Source organism: Mesorhizobium sp. M0678 (assembly GCF_040320505.1).
Classification (GTDB): Bacteria; Pseudomonadota; Alphaproteobacteria; order Rhizobiales; family Rhizobiaceae; genus Mesorhizobium.
The window spans coordinates 132,528-151,213 of sequence record NZ_JAMYPT010000013.1 but is presented as its reverse complement, the minus strand read 5'-3'; the positions used below and the strand labels follow the sequence as shown (position 1 = coordinate 151,213).

18 protein-coding genes and 1 pseudogene are annotated in these 18,686 nt (G+C 61.6%); 7 read left to right on the top strand and 12 right to left on the bottom strand.

Annotated features, from left to right (window positions below; all coding sequences use genetic code 11):
- Window positions 1-381: 381 nt before the first annotated feature.
- The 5 genes from NKI29_RS22640 to NKI29_RS22620 all read left to right on the top strand — a co-directional run bounded on the left by NKI29_RS22640 (window position 382) and on the right by NKI29_RS22620 (window position 5,819).
- The gene (locus NKI29_RS22640; protein ID WP_352568072.1) at window positions 382-1,386 is read left to right on the top strand and encodes a LacI family DNA-binding transcriptional regulator; all 1,005 of its coding nucleotides are present in this window, start codon (window positions 382-384) and stop codon (window positions 1,384-1,386) included.
- 73 nt (window positions 1,387-1,459) lie between these two features.
- Window positions 1,460-2,815, top strand: coding sequence for an ABC transporter substrate-binding protein (locus NKI29_RS22635; RefSeq protein ID WP_352539309.1), 1,356 nt, complete (start codon window positions 1,460-1,462; stop codon window positions 2,813-2,815).
- 21 nt (window positions 2,816-2,836) lie between these two features.
- Window positions 2,837-3,763, top strand: a complete 927-nt coding sequence (locus NKI29_RS22630) for a carbohydrate ABC transporter permease (RefSeq protein WP_352568071.1) — start codon at window positions 2,837-2,839, stop codon at window positions 3,761-3,763.
- A complete protein-coding gene (locus NKI29_RS22625) occupies window positions 3,756-4,598 on the top strand; it encodes a carbohydrate ABC transporter permease (protein ID WP_352568070.1) in 843 nt (280 codons plus the stop codon). Before NKI29_RS22630 ends, NKI29_RS22625 begins: the two co-directional genes overlap by 8 nt.
- Before the next feature lie 24 nt (window positions 4,599-4,622).
- Window positions 4,623-5,819: a glycoside hydrolase family 172 protein gene (locus tag NKI29_RS22620; protein ID WP_352797252.1), complete on the top strand. Its 1,197-nt coding sequence runs from the start codon at window positions 4,623-4,625 to the stop codon at window positions 5,817-5,819.
- 76 nt (window positions 5,820-5,895) lie between these two features.
- Here the strand turns inward: NKI29_RS22620 and NKI29_RS22615 are convergent, their stop codons facing one another.
- On the bottom strand, window positions 5,896-6,267 hold the full coding sequence (locus NKI29_RS22615) for a VOC family protein (protein WP_352568068.1): 372 nt from the start codon (window positions 6,265-6,267) through the stop codon (window positions 5,896-5,898).
- A 300-nt stretch (window positions 6,268-6,567) separates the two neighbouring features.
- Between NKI29_RS22615 and NKI29_RS22610 the strand changes: the two genes are divergently transcribed.
- Together NKI29_RS22610 and NKI29_RS22605 are read left to right on the top strand one after the other, a co-directional pair.
- Window positions 6,568-6,882 (top strand): hypothetical protein, encoded by a 315-nt coding sequence (locus NKI29_RS22610; RefSeq protein WP_352697484.1) that lies wholly within the window; start codon window positions 6,568-6,570, stop codon window positions 6,880-6,882.
- Between the two features lie 120 nt (window positions 6,883-7,002).
- Window positions 7,003-7,442, top strand: a pseudogene (locus NKI29_RS22605) (DUF2267 domain-containing protein).
- 12 nt (window positions 7,443-7,454) lie between these two features.
- Here NKI29_RS22605 and NKI29_RS22600 read toward each other — a convergent pair.
- From NKI29_RS22600 to NKI29_RS22550, 11 genes are all read right to left on the bottom strand, one after another.
- Window positions 7,455-8,450, bottom strand: a complete 996-nt coding sequence (locus NKI29_RS22600; RefSeq protein ID WP_352568066.1) for a LacI family DNA-binding transcriptional regulator — start codon at window positions 8,448-8,450, stop codon at window positions 7,455-7,457.
- A gap of 68 nt (window positions 8,451-8,518) precedes the next feature.
- Entirely contained in the window at window positions 8,519-9,853 is a 1,335-nt protein-coding gene (locus tag NKI29_RS22595; protein WP_352697486.1) for a sulfatase family protein, read from the bottom strand.
- Window positions 9,854-9,875: 22 nt separating this feature from the next.
- Complete coding sequence (locus NKI29_RS22590) at window positions 9,876-10,691, bottom strand: carbohydrate ABC transporter permease (RefSeq protein ID WP_352568064.1); 816 nt, start codon at window positions 10,689-10,691, stop codon at window positions 9,876-9,878.
- A 7-nt stretch (window positions 10,692-10,698) separates the two neighbouring features.
- Entirely contained in the window at window positions 10,699-11,652 is a 954-nt protein-coding gene (locus NKI29_RS22585; RefSeq protein WP_023675501.1) for a carbohydrate ABC transporter permease, read from the bottom strand.
- 4 nt (window positions 11,653-11,656) lie between these two features.
- On the bottom strand, window positions 11,657-12,904 hold the full coding sequence (locus NKI29_RS22580) for an ABC transporter substrate-binding protein (RefSeq protein ID WP_352454143.1): 1,248 nt from the start codon (window positions 12,902-12,904) through the stop codon (window positions 11,657-11,659).
- Window positions 12,905-13,104: 200 nt separating this feature from the next.
- Window positions 13,105-13,917 carry an SDR family NAD(P)-dependent oxidoreductase gene (locus NKI29_RS22575; RefSeq protein WP_352448128.1) on the bottom strand — a complete coding sequence of 271 codons (813 nt, stop codon included), beginning with the start codon at window positions 13,915-13,917 and terminating at the stop codon, window positions 13,105-13,107.
- Window positions 13,914-14,915 carry a sugar phosphate isomerase/epimerase family protein gene (locus NKI29_RS22570; RefSeq protein ID WP_352754966.1) on the bottom strand — a complete coding sequence of 334 codons (1,002 nt, stop codon included), beginning with the start codon at window positions 14,913-14,915 and terminating at the stop codon, window positions 13,914-13,916. Before NKI29_RS22570 ends, NKI29_RS22575 begins: the two co-directional genes overlap by 4 nt.
- 37 nt (window positions 14,916-14,952) lie before the next feature.
- Entirely contained in the window at window positions 14,953-15,726 is a 774-nt protein-coding gene (locus NKI29_RS22565; protein WP_352754964.1) for an SDR family NAD(P)-dependent oxidoreductase, read from the bottom strand.
- A gap of 4 nt (window positions 15,727-15,730) precedes the next feature.
- A complete protein-coding gene (locus tag NKI29_RS22560) occupies window positions 15,731-16,828 on the bottom strand; it encodes an ABC transporter ATP-binding protein (protein ID WP_352754962.1) in 1,098 nt (365 codons plus the stop codon).
- A 10-nt stretch (window positions 16,829-16,838) separates the two neighbouring features.
- Window positions 16,839-17,741, bottom strand: coding sequence for a carbohydrate ABC transporter permease (locus NKI29_RS22555; RefSeq protein WP_352754960.1), 903 nt, complete (start codon window positions 17,739-17,741; stop codon window positions 16,839-16,841).
- The gene (locus NKI29_RS22550) at window positions 17,734-18,672 is read right to left on the bottom strand and encodes a carbohydrate ABC transporter permease (RefSeq protein ID WP_352754957.1); all 939 of its coding nucleotides are present in this window, start codon (window positions 18,670-18,672) and stop codon (window positions 17,734-17,736) included. Before NKI29_RS22550 ends, NKI29_RS22555 begins: the two co-directional genes overlap by 8 nt.
- Between the last annotated feature and the right edge of the window lie 14 nt (window positions 18,673-18,686).

The window sequence follows — 18,686 nt, the reverse complement described above, 5'->3', positions numbered from 1 at the left end:
GAATCGGTGATCGCAACGTCACCACCGTGCCATGGCCGCTCGCCCCTCAGAGCAGGCGCCGTTCTCTCTCCAAAACTTTTTGCAGAACCTTCAGCACACTATCATGCTTTGCGTTTCTGGCTCTATGGCAGCAACGCCGTTGGTCTACTGCCGCATCGTTGAAACGCCACCAATACAGACCCATATGCGAATTGCGTCGGATGTCTCCTCCCATTGCGTCCGGCGCGTTCCCCTCTGGAGGTTATAGACCTTCACACTTGGCCGGGCTTAACAACCCGGCCTTTTCTTTTGGCATTTGTGTAATCCGCCTGACGGCCCTAATTTGCGAGACATTGGTAAAATCGATTTGCAAATGCATTCATGTGCCCATAACTTGTCACCATGAGCACGATTTCCAAAGTTGCCACGCGAGCGGGCGTGTCGCGCACGACCGTGTCGCATGTCATCAACCATGCGGACCGGGTATCGAAATCGCTACGTGAGCGCGTACAAGCGGCGATCGACGAACTCGGCTACACGCCGAACCCGCAGGCGCAAAGCCTGCGCACCGGCCGCACCAACATCATCGCGATGCTGATCCCGGACATCCGCAACCCGTTCTATCCGGAGCTGGTGAAAACGGCGCAGTCGACGCTCGAAGTGGTCGGCCTCGACATGCTGATCTTCAACACCGACGTGCCGGGCGGACATTCACAGGATCACGGCCGCGAGTATTTGCGCCAGATAGGGCGCAAGCGGGTCGACGGCGTCATCGTTGCCGACTTCGCGCTGCACGGCATGCACAGCGAACTGCTCAGCCTCGATCTGCCCGCCGTCTTCATCGGCCATCTGCCGAACCATGCTGTCGACAGCGTCCAGATGGACGATTTCGGCGGCGGCTATCTGATGGGCGAGTATCTGGCGAAGAGGGGCCATCGCCGCGTCGCCCATGTCACCGGGCCAGCCTTTTTCAAGGAGGCGATGGCGCGTGCCGCCGGCTTCGAAAAAGGGCTCGCCGACAATGGCGTGCCAATCTCCGCCGATCTGCGGTTCGAGGGAAGCTATCTTGCCCCGTCAGGGCGGGAAGCGGTCACCTGGCTCAGGGAGAAGCACGGCGGAAACCTGCCGTCGGCGATGTTCTTCGCCAATTATCTGATGGCCTCCGGTGCGCTGACCGAATTCTACGACCATGGGATCAATATCCCTCAGGATATCGCCATCGCAGTCTTCGATGACCTGCCTCAACTGGAATATGTCAGGCCGAAGCTGACCCGTGTCGGCAACAGTCCGACAATGCTTGCCAAGCGCGCCACGCAAATGCTGCTCGAACGGCTGGGTGGCAAAGTCGAGGGCGCGCCGCGCACCGAAGTGATCCCATGCGTGTTGAGCCCATTCGACAGCGCGTGACGCCAGGTGCCGGCAAAGGGAACGGAGGTCCCTTCGCCAACGTTCGACCGAACAACATCCAAGGGAGGAATTGATGACTGACAAAACGACCCGCGACCGGCCATTGGCCAGCCTGAACCGCCGTCGGCTGATCCAGGGCGGCGCCACTTTCGCTGCCGCCGGCCTCACAGGCTTCCCGTTCATCAACAGGATGGCCGTGCGCGCTCAGGAAGCGCCGCTGAAATTCTGGCAGTTCTATGCGCCTGGGGGAGACGTGAAGCCGCAGGTCCAGTGGTTCGAGAAGCTGGTGGCCGACTGGAACGACGGCCACGACCAGAAGGTCGAGCTCGAATATGTCGTCAACAGCGAATACATCTCCGGTTCCAAGCTGGCAACGGCCTTCGCGTCGGGCGAGGGCCCTGACATCTTCCTCATCAGCCCCGGCGATTTCCTGCGTTATTACAATGGCGGCGTACTTGCCGACCTGACGCCGCATATCGAGGATGCCGCCAAAGCCGATTTCCCGGAAAGCGTCATCGCCAACCGCATGGTGGACGGCAAGATCTACGGTGTGCCGATGGAAGTCGAGCCGATGGCCTTCTACTATTCGGTCAAAGCGTTCGAGGATGCAAAGCTCAACGAGAACGACGTGCCGAAGACCTGGGACGAGCTGTTGGCGGTCGCCAAAAAGCTGACGACGCCCAGTCGCTACGGCGTGCTGTTCGAAACGACTCCCGGCTATTACCAGAACTTCACCTGGTATCCGTTCCTGTGGCAGGGCGGCGGCGAATTCCAGGGCAAGGACGGCAAGAGCGCCTTCGATTCGCCGGCCACCGTCCAGGCGCTGAAACTCTGGCAGGATGCCATCAATACCGGCGTGGCGCCGCGTCAGGTGGTCGGCGGCGGCTTCGACATAGTCGCCAATCTCGGGGCAGGGCTGTGCGCCATGCAGAACTGCGGCATCTGGGGCATTTCGGCGATGGACAACAACGCCAAGGACGTGCCCTACGGCATCTTCAAATTGCCGACACCGGCCAATGGCAAATACGTCACCGTCGGCGGTGGCTGGGCCTTTGTCGCCAATGCCGGAGGCAAGAACCCGGATGCTTCCGCCCAGTTCTGCGCCTGGGCGCTGGCCTCAATGGATCCGGCATCGATCGACCGGGTCGTCAACTGGTGCACTGTCGCCAAGAGCGACATGCCGCCGCGCAACAGCGCGCTGAAGGCCGGCGCCGATGTCTTCAGCACCGGCAAGTTCGGCACCTTCGCCAAGGAGATCCATCCGGGGACGCGCGCCGAGCCGCGGGTTCCGCCGGAGGCCTACAAGATCATCTCCGACGCCATCCAGTCGGCACAGCTTGGCGGGGTTGATGCCCAGCAGGCGGCGACGACGGCCAGTCAGCAACTCGATGCGTTCCTCGCTTCCTATTCCGGCGCGCCGATCCTTTAGGCCCTTTCCAGCATGGATCAGATGAAACCGCCAGCCGCGGGCGCGAATTCCGCCCGCGGCCTCACCGCCAAGCAAAGGGAGCGCTACGCCGCATGGCTGTTCGTCCTGCCCGATGCGCTCGGCTTGCTGGTGTTCGTCGGCGTGCCGATGCTGCTGTCGCTCGCCGTCGGGTTTTTCGAGGTCAACGGCTTCGGCGGCTACAGGTTCGTCGGGTTCGTCAATTACAGGCGCATGTGGGGCGACCCGCTGTTCTGGTCGTCGGTGAAGGTGACGGTAGCCTATGCCGTCATGCTGGTGCCGGCGCTCTACGTCGCCGGACTGGGACTGGCGCTTCTGGTGCAGAAGACCAACCGCTTCAACGCGGTCATGCGCTCGATGTTCTTTGCGCCGCAGATGGTCAGCCTGGTCGTGGTGGCGCTCGTGTGGCAGCTCATGCTGGTCGAAAAGGTCGGCATCGTCAGCCGGCTGGCGCCGCTCGTCGGCCTCGGCGGAATTTCGCTGCTCGGCGATCCAAATCTGGCGCTGTTCACGCTGGTGCTGGTCAGCGTCTGGTTCCTGATGGGTTTCTACATGCTGATCTTCCTCGGCGGGCTCCAGGACATCCCGGCAGAGTACTACGAAGCTGCAAAGATCGACGGTGCCGGGCCGGTGACGAGCTTCTGGTACATTACTTTGCCCTTGCTCAAGCCGACCAGCTTCTTCGTCCTCCTGGTCTCGCTCGTCGCGGCTGTCGCCGGCGGCCAGGTCTTCGACCTGATCTATGTGATGACCAAAGGCGGTCCGGTCAATTCGACCTCGGTGCTGATCATCTATATCTACAAGCAGGCATTCCAGTTCGGCGCGTTCGGCTATGCATCGGCAATGGCATCGCTGCTGGTGCTGGCGCTGATGCTGGTCACGGTCTTCTTCTTCGTGCTGACGCGCGGCGGACGCTTCGAGCATGACTGACGGCCGAACTCCTTCCGGCCGTTCGCAGATACGAGCGGCGAGACTTGCCTGGATGCTGGCAACCGCCGCACTTGGCCTGATGACGGTATTCCCGCTTGTCTGGATGCTGATCATCTCGCTCAAGCCGGCGAGCGACGTCTTCACGCCGAGCCTCATTCCGGAACGCCCGACGCTCGGCAATTTCCTCTATGTGCTGACCGAGGTGCCGTTCCTGCGCTATCTCTTCAATTCGTTCTTCGTGTCGGCGACGGTGACGGTCGCCGCGCTGTTCTTCCATTCGATGGCCGGCTATTCGCTCGCACGGCTCCGTTTTCCGGGCCGCGACACGCTGTTCCTTGCCATGTTCTCGACCTTCCTGGTGTCGCTGCCGGTCATCATCGTGCCGCTGTTCATCCTGACGCGGATGCTGCACATGCTGGACAGCTATGCCGGGCTGATCATTCCGGCGATCTTCAACGCGTTCGGCATCTTTCTGCTCAGGCAATACTACCTGTCGCTGCCCAGGGAACTGGAAGAAGCGGCGATCATGGATGGTGCCGGCTACTGGCGCATCTATTGGAGCATCATCCTGCCGCTCAGCCGGCCGATCCTGTCGGCACTGGCGATCCTGTTCTTCCTCGCCAACTGGAATGCTTTCCTGTGGCCGTTGACGATCACATCGGACCTCGATCTCTGGGTGGTGCAGGTAGCCATTGCGAACTTCAAGAGCCAGTACGCCGCCGCCTGGAACTACGTCATGGCCGCTTCGACCATCGTAGCCGTGCCGATGCTGGTTCTTTTCGTGATCTTCCAACGCCAGATCATGGAATCGATCAAGACAAGCGGCCTGAAATAACCGCTGAAGCAAGAGGAGAAACACATGGATAATGCCGGCTTGTCGCCGCTTCGCGGGCTCGCCAAATTGCGCGACGCCAAAACCCGCCGGTTCTCAAGCTACGACCGCACCGGCGGCAATGACGACCGGCTGCACATTGAACCCGGCCAGACGGTGGTGATTGCCGAGCATGACGGTGCCGGCATCGTCACGCATATCTGGGCGACGCTCGCCTGCGAGAGCGAGGCGTTCCTGCGCAAGATCGTATTGCGCGCCTATTGGGATGGTGAGGCACATCCGAGCATCGAAACGCCGATCGGCGATTTCTTCGGCATGGGCCACGCCCGCACGCGCAATTTTGCCAGCCTGCCGGTGCAGGCAAGTCCCGAGGATGGCAAGGCCTTCAACTGCTACTTTCCGATGCCGTTTGCCAGCCACATGCGCTTCACCGTCACCAATGAGGCTGAGGACGACCTGCTTTTCTATTACTATGTCGATCTCGAACTGCATGAGGAACTCGAGGAAGGCCTGGGCCGCTTCCACGCCCAATACAGGCAGCAGCGACCTGATGGCATAGACGAGACGGGGCTGGCCAACGAGCAGGTCCTGTTTGGCGGGGAAGACACCGACGGGAACGGCAACTACACCATCCTGGAGGCGGAAGGTCATGGCCACTATGTCGGCGTGCTCTATTCCGTCTATTCGCGGCGGCGTTCCGCACTATGGGACTGGTATGGCGAGGGCGACGACATGATCTTCGTCGATGGCGAGCCGGGCATTTCCGTGCCGGATACAGTGCGCAAGCCCGATCCGCGCATCGGACCGAAGGCCGAACTGATCGACGATCGCGGCGAGACCGGCCCCGGCGCCAACGATGCCTGGCCGCCGACGCTGCACGGCACCGGCACGGAAGATTATTTCAATACGGCATGGTGCCCGACACAGGACTACAGCGCGCCCTATCACGGCATCATCGCCGCCGGCGGGCCGAACTGGACCGAGCCGGTTACGCTCTATCGCTGGCACATAGAGGACCCGGTCATCTTCCACAAACGGATCCGGGTGACCATCGAGCACGGTCACGCCAATCGCCGCTCGGACGACATTTCGTCGGTCGCCTTCTGGTATCAGGCCGAACCGCACAAGCCGTTCGAAGCGCTTGCCGATGTCGAGGACCGCATCCCCACCTATCGCGCGCCTTATCACAATTGGAATGCCGCCTTCGACGAGAAGAGGCGTTAGGCCGGGATGCGTTCGAATTGAACCGTGCATCCCGCGCTATCTGCGTCGGGGCACGACACTGCCGCAGCGCGCCACCTCAGCTGCGAGGTGGAAGTTGCTGGACAGACCAGGTGTTGCCGTCGGGATCCTCAAAGAAGACAAATCTGCCCCAGGGAAAATCCTTGATATCGCTGACCTCGATACCTTGAGCGGCCAGGTACCGGTGTGCCTCATCGACATCGGGCACGACCAGTTGCAGGCCCCTTATGGATCCCGCGGGGCTGTCGACGAGGCCCTTGCCCATGGCAATCGAACAGGCCGAACCGGGCGGCGTCAATTGCACGAAACGTATCTCGTCGCTTACGGTGTGGTCGTGATCGAGATGAAAGCCGACCTTCCCAACATAAAAGGCAATTGCTCTATCGACGTCCGATACGGGGACCGGGACTAGTTCCAGCTTCCAATCCATGACAGCCCTTTCGCAGCTTGATCGCCAAGTGGTGCCGAACACCGTGGCGCCATCCCGCCATCTTCCCAATGCCATTGTCGGCGCGGGCCGCTCAGTCAGTCAAGAGATACCCGGGCTCGGGCAACGTGAGGACTGGTCTCATTGCTGAGACGGCGTTCGGAACCGATGAGCACAAGCTCAGTTAGGCGGAGGACAACCACCTTTCGGATCAGCAAGGACGACTTTAATGATCGGAACGCAGGGCGCCGAATACAACTGTGGGAAGGTTGAACGGGCGTCGTTGACGCGCGAAGGGATTGCTTGGAAGCGACGCTCGCCGAAGCTGGCGAGGCGAAGCCGAAGCGCAATTATGCCGTGAATGCCTACGATTCGGCCTGCCTTCTCCTTGCCGCGATCAAAGACGCCAGCACTGTATCCAAGGGATATCCGAGCCGGCGCGACGTTCTGGCGGCGGTGCGCGATATCCGTTTCAAGGGAATCGCCTATCGCGAGCCGGTGCGGTGGGATGAAAAGGGCGACAATCTGGCCGCTGTGACTGCACTCAACGGGGTGGAAAACGGCCGCTTCCGACAGATCGCCGAAATCCAGCAGATGCAGAGTGTAGAGCAGACCTGACGCCGACAGGCTCTTCGACCGAACCGGTTTCCGCCGCTTTGCCAGGACGATTTTCACAGGACCACGAAACAATAATCTCCGGTCGCCGTTTCGCCCGCAGAACCTTTCGAGGAGGCGACGATGAGCGCAACCGGCTTGGACGTTTTTGACAAAACGCTGCAAATAACAAACATCTGGCTTGACGAGATCATGGCGGATCTTGGTCCGGATCGACACGTCGCCTGGCATACATTGGGCGCCGTTCTGCGAACCCTTCGCGACAGGCTGCAGATCGGACTGGGGCCAACTTGGGAGCGGAACTGCCGCTGCTAGTGCGCGGCGCCTACTATGATCGCTATCGGCCCGCCGACATGCCCGACAAGACACGCTCGCTCGAGAAGTTCCTGCAACACATCGCCGATGAATTGAAATCGACTCGTCCTGTCGATCCCGAGGATGCGGCACGCTCAGTGCTGCGTGTGCTTGCACGGCATATCGACCTTGGCCAGTCGGCAAAGGTGCGGGATGCGCTGCCAAAGGAAATCCAGGTCCTCTGGCCTGAAAGCGTGGGCGTCAAATAGCGGCGATCCTGCTCATGCGGACGCGCGACGGACCAACTGCCACGAAACGCTGAAAAGGGTAGGTATTGCGCCCGGTGTTGCTGAGATCAATGAGATCAGATGATCGGCAAGATGGTCGTAGTGGGCAGTTTCGGGGCCGATTGTCGTCAATGCCGGATGACTGAATTCGCCCTCGTCGATATTGCCGCAGCCGATGACTGCAATGTCGCCGGGCACGGAGAGGCCGGCCTCCTCGAATGCGTGCAGGGCGGTCACGGCGGCAAAATCGGATTCGACGAAAAGCGCGGTCGGCCGATCCTTGCGGGCGGCCAGCGCCGTAGCATTGGCAAACGCAGCCTTGCGCGCCTCTGCACCGCCGATCACCAGGTCGTCTCGCAGCGGAAGGGCGCGTGCTTGCAGGAAGCTGCGATAGGCGGCGAGACGGCTCGCGTCCACCGCTTGCTCATGCACCATATAGGCGATGCAGCGATGGCCGGCTCCGTAGAGGTAGTCGAGAGCCTCGAAGACGGCCCTGCCGGTATGCTGGCGCACAACCGAGAAGCCTGCCGGCTCGATGGTCGGATGGAAGATCACCGCTGGCCGGCCCGCGGCCGCCAGGCGCGCGGCCAAGAGCATCACCTCGGGCTCGGAGAGATGCTGCCAGTCGGCGATAATGCCGTCTGCCAGCCCGCTCTCGATTTCCCTCACGATCCGGTCGGTTCGCTCGAAGGCGTCTCCCGCGGTGATAATTGTCGAAAATCCCCTCAGCGCCGCTGCAGATTGGATATCCTGCGCGATCCGGTCGCTGAACGGCACGCCGAGACGAGGCAGTACAAGGCAGATTCGCTCGGCCTGCTGGCGGCGCAGCTGCCGCGCGGTGCGGTTTTGCACGTAGTTGAGCTCAGCGACGGCCTCGAGGATGCGCTGCCGCGCCTCCTTGCCGACGAACTTCAGGCGCGTGCTGTCGCCGCTGAGCAGGTACGACACGGCAGCGGTCGATACATTGGCGCGCCGGGCGACATCGGCCATGGTCGGCGCCTTTCTGCGATCGGAACTTCTCTCGTGCATTGTTGGATCCGCTGCGCGACGTGACATGATCAGCTGTCGCTCAGCCGGATTTCATTCCAGCTTCCATACCCGGCGGCAAGGATCTCGGGCCTTGCCTCGCCGGCCTCCTCCATCAGGGCCACGATGCGGCCTCGCAGCCATGCACGCGTCTCTGCGTGATCGGGCGAAGCTATGAGATTGGTTAGCTCGTTCGGATCGCCATCGAGGTCGTAGAGCCTCGCCTCGACATAGAAATCGCTGCCGGAATCCCGCCAGCCGTCTTTTCCCGGCGCCTCGACCTCATATTTCCACCGTCTGGTGCGCAACGCGCGGCCGACATGGTGCTCGCTGATTTGAATGAATATCTCGTCGCGCGACGGCCGTTCGCCCTGCAGTGCGTCGAGCAGCGAGACGCCCTGCATCGAATTGGGCACTTTCAGGCCGGCCGCGGCGAGCAGGGTCGGCGCGAGATCGACGAGGCTGACCAGGCCTTCATATGTGCCGATGCGCTGGAAGCCGGGGCCGTGGAATAGCGTCGGCACGCGGATCGACGCCTCATGACAGGAACGCTTGTATTCGTTGTTGCGGGTCTTGAAGTGACAGCCATGGTCGGAGGTGAAGAGGATGATCGTGTCGTCAAGCCGGCCAAGGCTGTAGAGCGCCTCGACCAGCCGTCCAAACGCCTCGTCGAGGCGTGCGACCATGCCCAGATAGCCGGGGAAATGTTCCGCTGTCGTGCCGCCAAGTGCGGCGAGATCGCCGGGAATGGCGAGCTTCTTGCGGATCCTGTCCTCGTATCCGAGCGGGGCAGGGTAGTTGTCCGTCTGGTTCTGGTGATGCGGCTCGAGGAAGGACAGGAATAGGAAGAACGGCTCGTCTTCCCTCGATGCGACATAGCGGATTGCAGCGTCGGTGAGGGCATCGACGCGGTATCCCGGCAGCTTCACCGCCTTGCCGTCATTGTCGTGGACGACGGTGTCGAAGGGGCCGGAAGTGAACTCCAGGATGTTGGAGGCCAGCCAGTAGCGATAGCCGCCGCGTTCTTCCTGGGTGACCGGCTCGGCGGACCCCAGGTGCCATTTGCCGATATAGGCGGTGTCATAACCTGCTGCGGCGAAATGGTGCGCGAGCGTGCGCTCGCTCTTCGGCAGTGGGATGTCGTTGCGGTAGCAGCCGGTGATGGTCGGGTACCGCCCCGTCTGGAAGACGGAGCGGGCGGGGCCGCAAACGGGCTGGCAGGTAAACGAATTCGCCACGAACGTGCCGGTCCCGGCGAGGCGATCGAAATTTGGCGTAAGCTCGAGCGGATTGCCATGGACGCCAACGGTGTCCCAACGCTGCTGGTCGGTGAAGAAGACGATCACGTTCGGTCGGCGAGACGTCATGGGATGCAATAACTCCGAATGGTCATTTCATGCCTGCCAGCATCACGCTGCGGACGAAGTAGCGCTGCGTGAAGAGGAACAGCAGCAGGCTCGGGATGAAGAGAATGATCCCGCCCGTCGCCGTCAGGTTCCACTGGGTGAAGAATTCCTGGTTGAAAAGCGTCAGTCCCGTCGTGATCGGCCGCATTTCGGTGGTGTTGACGGCGACCAGCGGCCAGAGGAATTCGTTCCACTGGAACACGAAGGTGAGGAGGGCCAGCGTCGCCAGTGCCGGACGGACCTGCGGCAGCACGATGCGCCAGTAAAGGCCGAGTTCCGAGCAGCCGTCCATCCGTGCAGCGTCAAGCAACTCGTCGGGAATCGGACGGATGAACTGCCGCATCAGGAAGATTCCGTAGGCGCTCATGGCGAATGGAAGGATAAGGCCCCGATAGGTGTTGAGCCATCCCATCCGCGCGGTGAGCACATAGAGCGGGATCATGCGGATGAAGAATGGGATCATCAGCGTCGACAGCACCGCGACAAACATGACGCGCTTACCGGCGAATTCCATTTTCGCGAAGACGTAGCCGATCAACGGATCGAAGATCAGATGGAGGAAGGTAATCCCGCCGGCGATGATGAAGCTGTTGAGCGTGAAACGCGCGAACGGCGCCTTTTGCCAGATGTCGATGTAATTCGTGAATTGCCACGTCTCGGGGATCAGAATCGGAATGCCGCTGAAGACGTCGGCATCGCTCTGCAGCGACAGCGAAAGCATGTAAAGGAACGGAAAGATCGACAGCGCCACGCAGAAGAGCAGCAGTAGGTAGGACGGGAGCGTTTTTGCGAATGTCATGCCAATCTCAATAGGTGGTTTCGCGGTTGAGCAGGCGGAACTGAACGAAGGTGATGGCCAGGATCAGCAGGAACATCAGGAAAGACAGCGCCGAGGCGTAGCCGATGTTGAGCTCGAAGAAGGCTGCCTCGAACACGTGCAGGCTGAAGAACCGCGTCGCGTCGGCCGGTCCGCCCTTGGTTATCAGGTAGGCCGGCGCCAGCTCCTGTAGCTGGCTGATCGTGCTGACGACCGCGATGAACAGCGTGGTCGGCGTCAACAACGGCCAGGTCAGATAGCGGAATTGCTGCGTCGGCGTGGCGCCGTCGATGGATGCGGCATCGTAGAAGTCGGACGGGATCGACTGCAACGCGGAGAGGTAGATCAGCATGGCATAGCCGACATCCTTCCACACCGTGATGGCGATGAGGGTCGGCAGCGCGGTCGAGGTGTCGCCGAGCCAATTCTGGGTCGGCAGCCCAAGCTCGGCAAGGAAGCTGTTCAAGATGCCAGTGTAGGGATCGAGAATTGCCTGCCACATCAACGCGACGATCACGAAGGAGGTGATGTAGGGAAAGAAGATGATTGCGCGGATCAGAGTGCGCCCCGGGATCGGCCGGTTGAGCACGACCGCCAGTCCGAGGCCAATGGCGATGCTGGCCGCGGTGACGCCTATCGCGAAGGCCAGCGTCACGAAGAGCGACTGCCGAACGCGCGCGTCGCCGAGGGCAGCAACGTAGTTGTCCAGTCCGGCGAATCGGCTCTCGCCGATCAGCGGCTGGCCGCTGTACAGGCTCGCCCAAAACTCCAGTCCTATCGGATAGAAGAAATAGACCGAGAAATAGAGGATTGCTGGCGACAGCAGCAGGTAAGCGAGAAGCGTTTGTCTGGTGCGCCGGCTGAAGCGGGCAGCTCGCCGGGTCGGCATCGCGCCGACGCGAATGTCCGTATCGGCCGTATCGGTGCTGCCGCTGATAAACATCGGCCTAGTTGTTGGCCAGGATGACGTTGGCCTCGGCCGCGAATTTCGGCATAATCTCGGCTGCTGGCTTCTGATTGTAGATGATATCCTCGAGCGCACTTTGCAGAAGCTTCTCGATTCGCGCGTGCTTGCCGGTGAGGCGCAGCTCGGCGGTGACGTCTTGCGCGTAAGGCAGGCATTTGCTGAAGCTGCCGATGACCGGATCGGCCTGAACCTCGGCGTTTTCGGCCCAGGATTTGCGCGGCATCGTCATGCCCGCTTCCTTGGTAGCCGCCAGTTCCGTGTCGAGCGCGACGAGCCGCTTCAACAACTCCCAGGCCTCCTTCGGGTGCTTGGCGTCCTTAGGGATCATCACGCTGACGCCGCCCGCGAACGTCGCCTGCACCTTGTGCTTGAGTGATGGCGCAACCGCCCAGTTGAGCTTCGGGTTGCCCGAGCGGATCGGCTTCACGTCCCACGGACCGGTTATGATCATTGCGACCCGGTTGGCCGTGAACAGCTTTTGCGGACCCTCATAGTCAGCACCCGCCGCCGGCTTGGTCGCTGCTTTTTCCTTGTGGATCAGGTCGGCGAGGAACTGGATCGCTTCGATCGCCTCAGGACTGTCGAGATTGACCTTGTTTGTCTTGGGATCGTAATAGCTTACGCCGTTCTGCAGCAGCCACGACGAATAATATCCGATGCTGGGGTTGGGAGCGAAGCCGAAGCGGGCGCCGGTCGTCGTCGCCTTGGCAACCTTCAGGAACTCCTCCCAGGTCGCAGGCGGCGCGTCGAACCCCGCCTGCTTAAGCATATCGACGTTGTACACGAGGGTGGCGCAGGTGAGGTGGATCTGGACGCCATAGTACTGGTCGCCGAGTTTGTTGCGCTCGACGGAATAGGCTTGCCAGTCGTCGGGATAGCCGATCGCCTTGCCGTCTTGTTCGATGAAGTCGTTCAGCGGCCGCAGCAGATTCCGCTGGCCGAATTCCTGCACCCAGCCGCCGGGTTCGGCGACGAGATCGGGCGGACTCTTCGCCGCAAAATCCGCCACCAGCTTGGTGCGCATATCCGGCCACTGGAATTTCTCCCACTGCACCGACCATCCGGGATGATCGGCCTCGAACTTTGCTATTGCATCGGCATAAGCTTGATAGGCGTGGCCGGCGTTCCAATAGAGCGTCAAGGTCTCGGCATGGGCCGCAGTCGCGGTCGTCAGGGCCACGCCCAAAACCATGCCGTGCAGGAATCCGACTGACTTGTAGCGGCTCATCTTGGTCTCCTCCCAGGTTTGCCACCCGCCTTCCTCACAATGGATGGTGTCATATTATTCGATTAATATACCCGCTATACCGCAGTTTTTGTCAAGCTCCGACTGTAATGCAGTGCATAGTTCTGGCCGAACTCGGGCGGAGCTATTTACAGCGCGCGATGGCGAAGTTGCTTCCGGTACCCGGTATGGACGATCGCGGCCTAACCTGGAAAGATTGTGAAACCGCCATCGACTCGGATTACCTGCCCGTTGATGAAGCGCGCGCGCGGACCGGCGAGGAAGGCCACCGCTTCGGCGATCTCTTCAGGCTCCGCATACCGGTTCAGCGATTTCTTGCTCGAATCCATGCGCTGCGGATCGACCACGCGGCTCGCCTGGAACCGTGCCGTCTTGGTGGCGCCGGGGCTCACCGCATTGACGCGTACGCCATCGTCGATCAGTTCCTTGGCGAGGCAGCGCGTATAATGGACGACAGCCGCCTTGAGCGTCGAGTAGACCACCTCGGGCGAGCATCCGATATGCGCTGCCGCCGAGGCGATGTTGATCACCGAGCCTGAGCCACGCTTGACCATCGGCGGAACGAACGCTTGGCAGACCAGCATCGTGCCGATGAGGTTGTTCTCGGTTAGAACCTTGATGTCTTCGTAGTCGATGTCCAGTGCGTTGTTGGGATTGGGCTTTACGCCCTTGGCGCCGATGTCGCCGCCGGCGCAGTTTACCAAGACGTGCACGTCGCCGAGCTCCGCTTCGATCTTCCTCTTCATTTCCGCGACAGCTTGCTTGTCGCCGATGTTGCCGGTAACCGCGGTGATGCGCGTCCCATGCTTCTCCAAGCCCCTGGCAGAGTCGCCGAGGTCCGCGAATTCGCCATATTGAGATGGCCGGGCCCAATCGAGGTCGTGGACCGCGACGTTTGCGCCAAGTTCGGCCAAGCGGTCGGCCATCACGCGGCCGAGGCCGCGTCCCGAGCCGGTGACGAAGGCGGTCAGGCCGCTGAGTTCTCGGGCAGTCATGCTGATTTCTCCATTGCAATGAAATCGAATTTCATCATGTTGGCGGCGCTGCGCCGGATCATGTCGAGCTCGTACGAAACGAGCGCACCGTCATCATCGCGCTCCCATGGCGTGCGGTAGTCGGCGTCGTCCGCAAGGCGGTTCAGGCGCGCAGCACTCAGGCAGGCCGCGAATTCGCGGGCGGTCTTCGGCGCATATCCGTTCCACCAGTCGTCGGTGAGACAGCGAACGTGACGGGCCTCCAGCGCGCCTGGCTCAAGCACCGCCGTCAGCGTGTCGTGGTGCTCGCCAAGGAGGGCTGCCAGTTCGGCGAAAGGCACGGCGCCGTCGCCGATCGCGCAGCGGACCAGGCGGTAGCCCTCATCCGTGAACTGGACGCGATAGTCCTTGAGGTGAACGTGGCGGACATGGGGCGCGATCTGGCGCGTGAAGGCAAGCGGCGCCTCGCCGACAGGAAAGGTGTTGCCGGTGTCGTAGGTGATGCCGACACCCGGCCCGCCGAGTTCGCAGAACGCAAGCAGTTCGTCGCTGCCGAAGTCCTGATGGTTCTCGATGCCGAGCACGCGTCCCTCGGCCGCCGCACGCGGCCCCCATTCCGTCAAGGCAGCGCGAATCGTTGCGTTGAACTCGCTCCATTTCGGACCCCACGCATTGCGGTCGCCGCACAGGACAGGCGTCAGTGCGATACGGATCGTCGTCGCCTCGAGCAGGCGCGCAGCCCGAAAGGCGTTGTCCAGCGGACCTGCCACTAGAAGTCCGCCGCTCACCACCGGGACGATGTCCAGCGCGGCAAGACGCCTGCGCAGGGCGACGATTTCGGCGTCAGTCAAGTCGGTCAACCAGGGTTCGTAGATCTCGAGCGTGCGTGTGCCCAGTTCCTGCGCCAGCGTGATGAAGCCTTCCAGCCCCACGCCGTCCGGATTGTGCCGCGGCGTGCCGCGGCCCTGCAGGCCGAGATAGTAGGTCAGTCCGTAAGGGTTGAGGCCGAGACGAAACATCAGCTTGGCGGTTCCAATGGAGAGCGGAGAGGCGTCACTAGCGCAGACCGGCATCGACGGTTATGGACTGTTTGGTGATCATGCGGCTGTCGTCGGCCGCCAGGAAGAGCACGGTGCGTGCAATCTCCTCGCCCAGCAGGACGCGGCGGATCAATTGCCGCTGCACCGTCTGGTCGACTGCCTCCTGCGTCTTGAACCACAGCTCGCGCTGCCGCTCGGTCATGACGGCGCCGGGTTCGATCGCATTGACGCGGATGTTATCCGGTCCGAACGACCGCGCCAACGCACGCGTCAGCGCCACCACGGCCCCCTTGGCGGTGGCATAGGCCACCATCTGGTCCGCTCCGAACCGCCAGGCAATGGAGGAGAAGTTTATGATCGAGCCGAAGCCGAGTTCCTTCATATGCGGATGCACTGCCTGCGCGGCGAAGAAGTGATGCCTCAGATTGACGTCGAAGCTGCGGTCCCAATAGTCGGCCGTTACCGCGTCGATGGGATGGCGCTGATCATTGGCTGCGTTATTCACCAGGACGGCGACCGGACCAAGCCGCGCGCGCACGCCTGCTACCGACGCCTTTAGCGCATCGACGTTGGTCACATCGCAATGGAGATATAACGGAGCCTGCCCAGCGGCACCAGCGAGCTCGCGCACCAACGCCTCCGCTGGTTCGTCCTGCACATCGAGAAAGGCTATCCGGGCGCCGTTCGCCACGAAGGCGCGGACCATATCGGCGCCAATGCCGGAGGCGCCGCCGGAGATCAGCACGACCCGATCGGTCAAGCTCGGATAAGTCGCGAATTGTACGGACATCAAACTACAGAAGCGCCTTGGTTGTTGGATCGAACAGACAGGCGCGCGACATGTCGATGCCGAGCGTTATCGTCTCGCCCATGACGGGAGCGTCATCCGGCTCGAAACGGCCGGTGATCTCCAGGTCACCCAGCCTGAGCACGGCAAGCGTCTCGGCCCCGGTAGGCTCGACCAATTCGACCGGCGCCTGCATGGACGCCACAGCAGGTTTGCGCGACTTCAGATCGGTCGTGAAACGGTAGATGTGTTCCGGCCGGATACCGAGCACGACATCCTTTGGCGCACCGGCGTGCATCGGCGCGGCAAGGGCGAGGCTGGCGTCGCTGCCGTCAGCGGCGCGTACCGAGATGCTGGTCGAGCCCGTAAGCCGGGCGGGAATGAAATTCATCGCCGGCGATCCCATGAAACCGGCAACGAACATGTTGGTCGGCCGGTCGTAGATCCGCTTCGGCGTGTCGAACTGCTGTACCGAGCCCTGGTTCATCACCGCAATGCGGGATGCAAGCGTCATCGCCTCGACCTGATCGTGGGTGACATACACCGTGGTCTTGCCGACGCGATGGTGAAGCTTCTTGATTTCGGTACGCATGTCGACGCGCAGCTTGGCGTCGAGGTTGGACAAGGGCTCGTCGAACAAAAACAGCTTCGGGTCGCGCACGAGGGCGCGCCCCATCGCAACGCGCTGCCGCTGGCCCCCCGAGAGCTGGCCGGGCTTGCGTTTAAGCAGCTGTTCGATCTGCAGGAGTGCGGCAACCCGCTGGACAGCTTCCGCCTGCGCCGCTTTTGGCACGCCGCGGCTCTCCATGCCGAAGGTGATGTTTTGGCGCACCGTCATGGTGGGATAGAGGGCGTATGACTGGAACACCATCGCAATATCGCGGTCCTTGGGTTGCACCGAGTTCACCAGCCGGTCGCCGATCCATATCTCGCCCGACGTGACGGTTTCCAGTCCGGCGATCATGGCGAGCAAGGTTGACTTGCCGCAACCCGACGGGCCGACAAGGGCGACGAATTCTCCGGTCTTAGCCTCGAGATCGATGCCGGCAAGAATCTCGAGCGAGCCGTAGCTCTTGTGAAGGTTGCGGATCATCAACGCGGACATCGGCGACGCCTCATTTTATGGCGCCCTGGGTGAGGCCGCGCACGAAGTATTTTCCACCAAACAGATAGATCAGCAGCGGAGGCAACGCGCCGATCAGCACGGCTGCGCTCATCACATCGTAAGCACGTGCGGTCGTGCCGCCGGCCGTGAGCGCGACCAACGCCGCCGTGATCGGCTGCTGCTGGCCCGATGTGAAGACGACGCCGAACAGATACTCGTTCCAGATGCCGGTGAACTGCCAGATGACGGTGACGATCAGGATGGGCGGCGACAGGGGCAGGATGATCTTGCGGAAGATCCGCCAGAAGCCGGCGCCGTCGATGCGTGCCGCCTTGATCAGGTCGTCCGGTATGCTGACGTAGAAATTGCGGCAGAACAGGGTGGTGAACGAGATGCCCTGGACGACGTGGATCAACACCAGCCCATATGTGGAATTGGTCAGGCCGAGCTTGCCGAGCAGGAACGCCCACGGCATCAGCGAAATCTGGCCGGGCATGAATACGCCGAGCAGCATCAGATTGAAGATCAGTTCAGAGCCCCTGAAGCGCCATTTGGAGAGGATGTAGCCGTTCATGGCGCCGAGAATGGTCGAGATGATGGTGGCGGGGATCGTCATCGCCAGGGAGTTGAAGAAATTGCGCTTCATTCCCTCGCAGGTACCGCTGACGCAGTAGGATTCCCAGGCCTGCGCCCACGCATCGAACCGGAAGCTGCGCGGTACGGAGATGAGGCCGTTGCGGGCAATCTCCGACTGCTCGCGCAATGAGTTGAAGATCACCACCAGCAATGGCACGAGGTAGACGACCGCGAAAAGCGTCAGCACGGCATAGACAAGGAAGCGACTCCAGAAATGCCGGCGCGTGGCAGCGGCTTCTTCCGGATCAAAACGGGCATTAGGGGCAATTTCAGCCATTGCGGCCCTCCGCCCGCCGGCGCCAGACGATCCACAAGGAGTACGGCACCAGCACCACCGCGACCGCCGCGAGCATCATCATCGCTGCGGCGGCACCCTCGCCGATTTGGCCGCGCTGGAACATCAGGTCGTAGACATAGATGGCTGGGAAGGTGGTGGACACGCCTGGCCCGCCCCGCGTCAACGCCGCCACCAGGTCGAAGGTCTTGATGGCGAATTGTATCTGAATGACCGCCACCGCCAGGAATATCGGAGCGATGGTTGGCAGGATGACCCTCCGATAGGTCCGGAAAACCGACGCGCCGTCGATTTGCGCGGCTTTGACGAGATCCGGATCGACCGACCGCAGACCGGCCAGGAAAAGTGCCATTGCGAAGCCGGACGACTGCCAGATACCGGTTATGATCACAGCATAGATCGCAGTGTTGCGGTTGGCCGTCAGGGCGAAGCTGAAGTCGGTCCAGCCAAGCCCGCGAACGAAGGCCTGGATACCGTCGACAGGATTATAGAGCCAGCTCCACACCGTACCGGTGACGATGAAGGACACCGCCAACGGGTAGAGAAAGATGGTGCGCCAAGCCGCCTCGCCGCGGACGCGCTGGTCGATCGCGATCGCGAGCAGCAGGCCAACGGCCATCGAGCCAACGATATAGAAGCCGCTGAACAGGAAGAGATTCGTATAGGCGATGTTCCAGCGCCGGTTTGCCCAGAGCGAAGCGTAATTGTCCAGGCCGACGAACCCATAGGTCGGCAACAGCGACGAATTGGACAGCGAGATGTAGAGCGTCCAGAGCGTGAAGACGAAAACATAGACGAAACTTGCCGCTATCGACGGCGCCAGCACCAGAATGGGCACCATCGTGCCCAGGCGCTCGCGCCACGGACGGGCCGCGGCAGCTGCAGCTGGTACAATCAGATCATGGGTGGACATCGGGCTGCTCCGGC

Coding starts and splice junctions, on each gene's coding strand:
- NKI29_RS22575 (WP_352448128.1), bottom strand. CDS start 13,917: ATGACTGCCCGAGAACTCAGCGGCCTGACCGCCTTCGTCACCGGCTCG.
- NKI29_RS22640 (WP_352568072.1), top strand. CDS start 382: ATGAGCACGATTTCCAAAGTTGCCACGCGAGCGGGCGTGTCGCGCACG.
- NKI29_RS22550 (WP_352754957.1), bottom strand. CDS start 18,672: ATGTCCACCCATGATCTGATTGTACCAGCTGCAGCTGCCGCGGCCCGT.
- NKI29_RS22560 (WP_352754962.1), bottom strand. CDS start 16,828: ATGTCCGCGTTGATGATCCGCAACCTTCACAAGAGCTACGGCTCGCTC.
- NKI29_RS22585 (WP_023675501.1), bottom strand. CDS start 11,652: ATGTTTATCAGCGGCAGCACCGATACGGCCGATACGGACATTCGCGTC.
- NKI29_RS22595 (WP_352697486.1), bottom strand. CDS start 9,853: ATGACGTCTCGCCGACCGAACGTGATCGTCTTCTTCACCGACCAGCAG.
- NKI29_RS22570 (WP_352754966.1), bottom strand. CDS start 14,915: ATGTTTCGTCTCGGCCTCAACCCTTACGGACTGACCTACTATCTCGGC.
- NKI29_RS22615 (WP_352568068.1), bottom strand. CDS start 6,267: ATGGATTGGAAGCTGGAACTAGTCCCGGTCCCCGTATCGGACGTCGAT.
- NKI29_RS22635 (WP_352539309.1), top strand. CDS start 1,460: ATGACTGACAAAACGACCCGCGACCGGCCATTGGCCAGCCTGAACCGC.
- NKI29_RS22625 (WP_352568070.1), top strand. CDS start 3,756: ATGACTGACGGCCGAACTCCTTCCGGCCGTTCGCAGATACGAGCGGCG.
- NKI29_RS22590 (WP_352568064.1), bottom strand. CDS start 10,691: ATGACATTCGCAAAAACGCTCCCGTCCTACCTACTGCTGCTCTTCTGC.
- NKI29_RS22600 (WP_352568066.1), bottom strand. CDS start 8,450: ATGGCCGATGTCGCCCGGCGCGCCAATGTATCGACCGCTGCCGTGTCG.
- NKI29_RS22620 (WP_352797252.1), top strand. CDS start 4,623: ATGGATAATGCCGGCTTGTCGCCGCTTCGCGGGCTCGCCAAATTGCGC.
- NKI29_RS22580 (WP_352454143.1), bottom strand. CDS start 12,904: ATGAGCCGCTACAAGTCAGTCGGATTCCTGCACGGCATGGTTTTGGGC.
- NKI29_RS22555 (WP_352754960.1), bottom strand. CDS start 17,741: ATGGCTGAAATTGCCCCTAATGCCCGTTTTGATCCGGAAGAAGCCGCT.
- NKI29_RS22565 (WP_352754964.1), bottom strand. CDS start 15,726: ATGTCCGTACAATTCGCGACTTATCCGAGCTTGACCGATCGGGTCGTG.
- NKI29_RS22630 (WP_352568071.1), top strand. CDS start 2,837: ATGAAACCGCCAGCCGCGGGCGCGAATTCCGCCCGCGGCCTCACCGCC.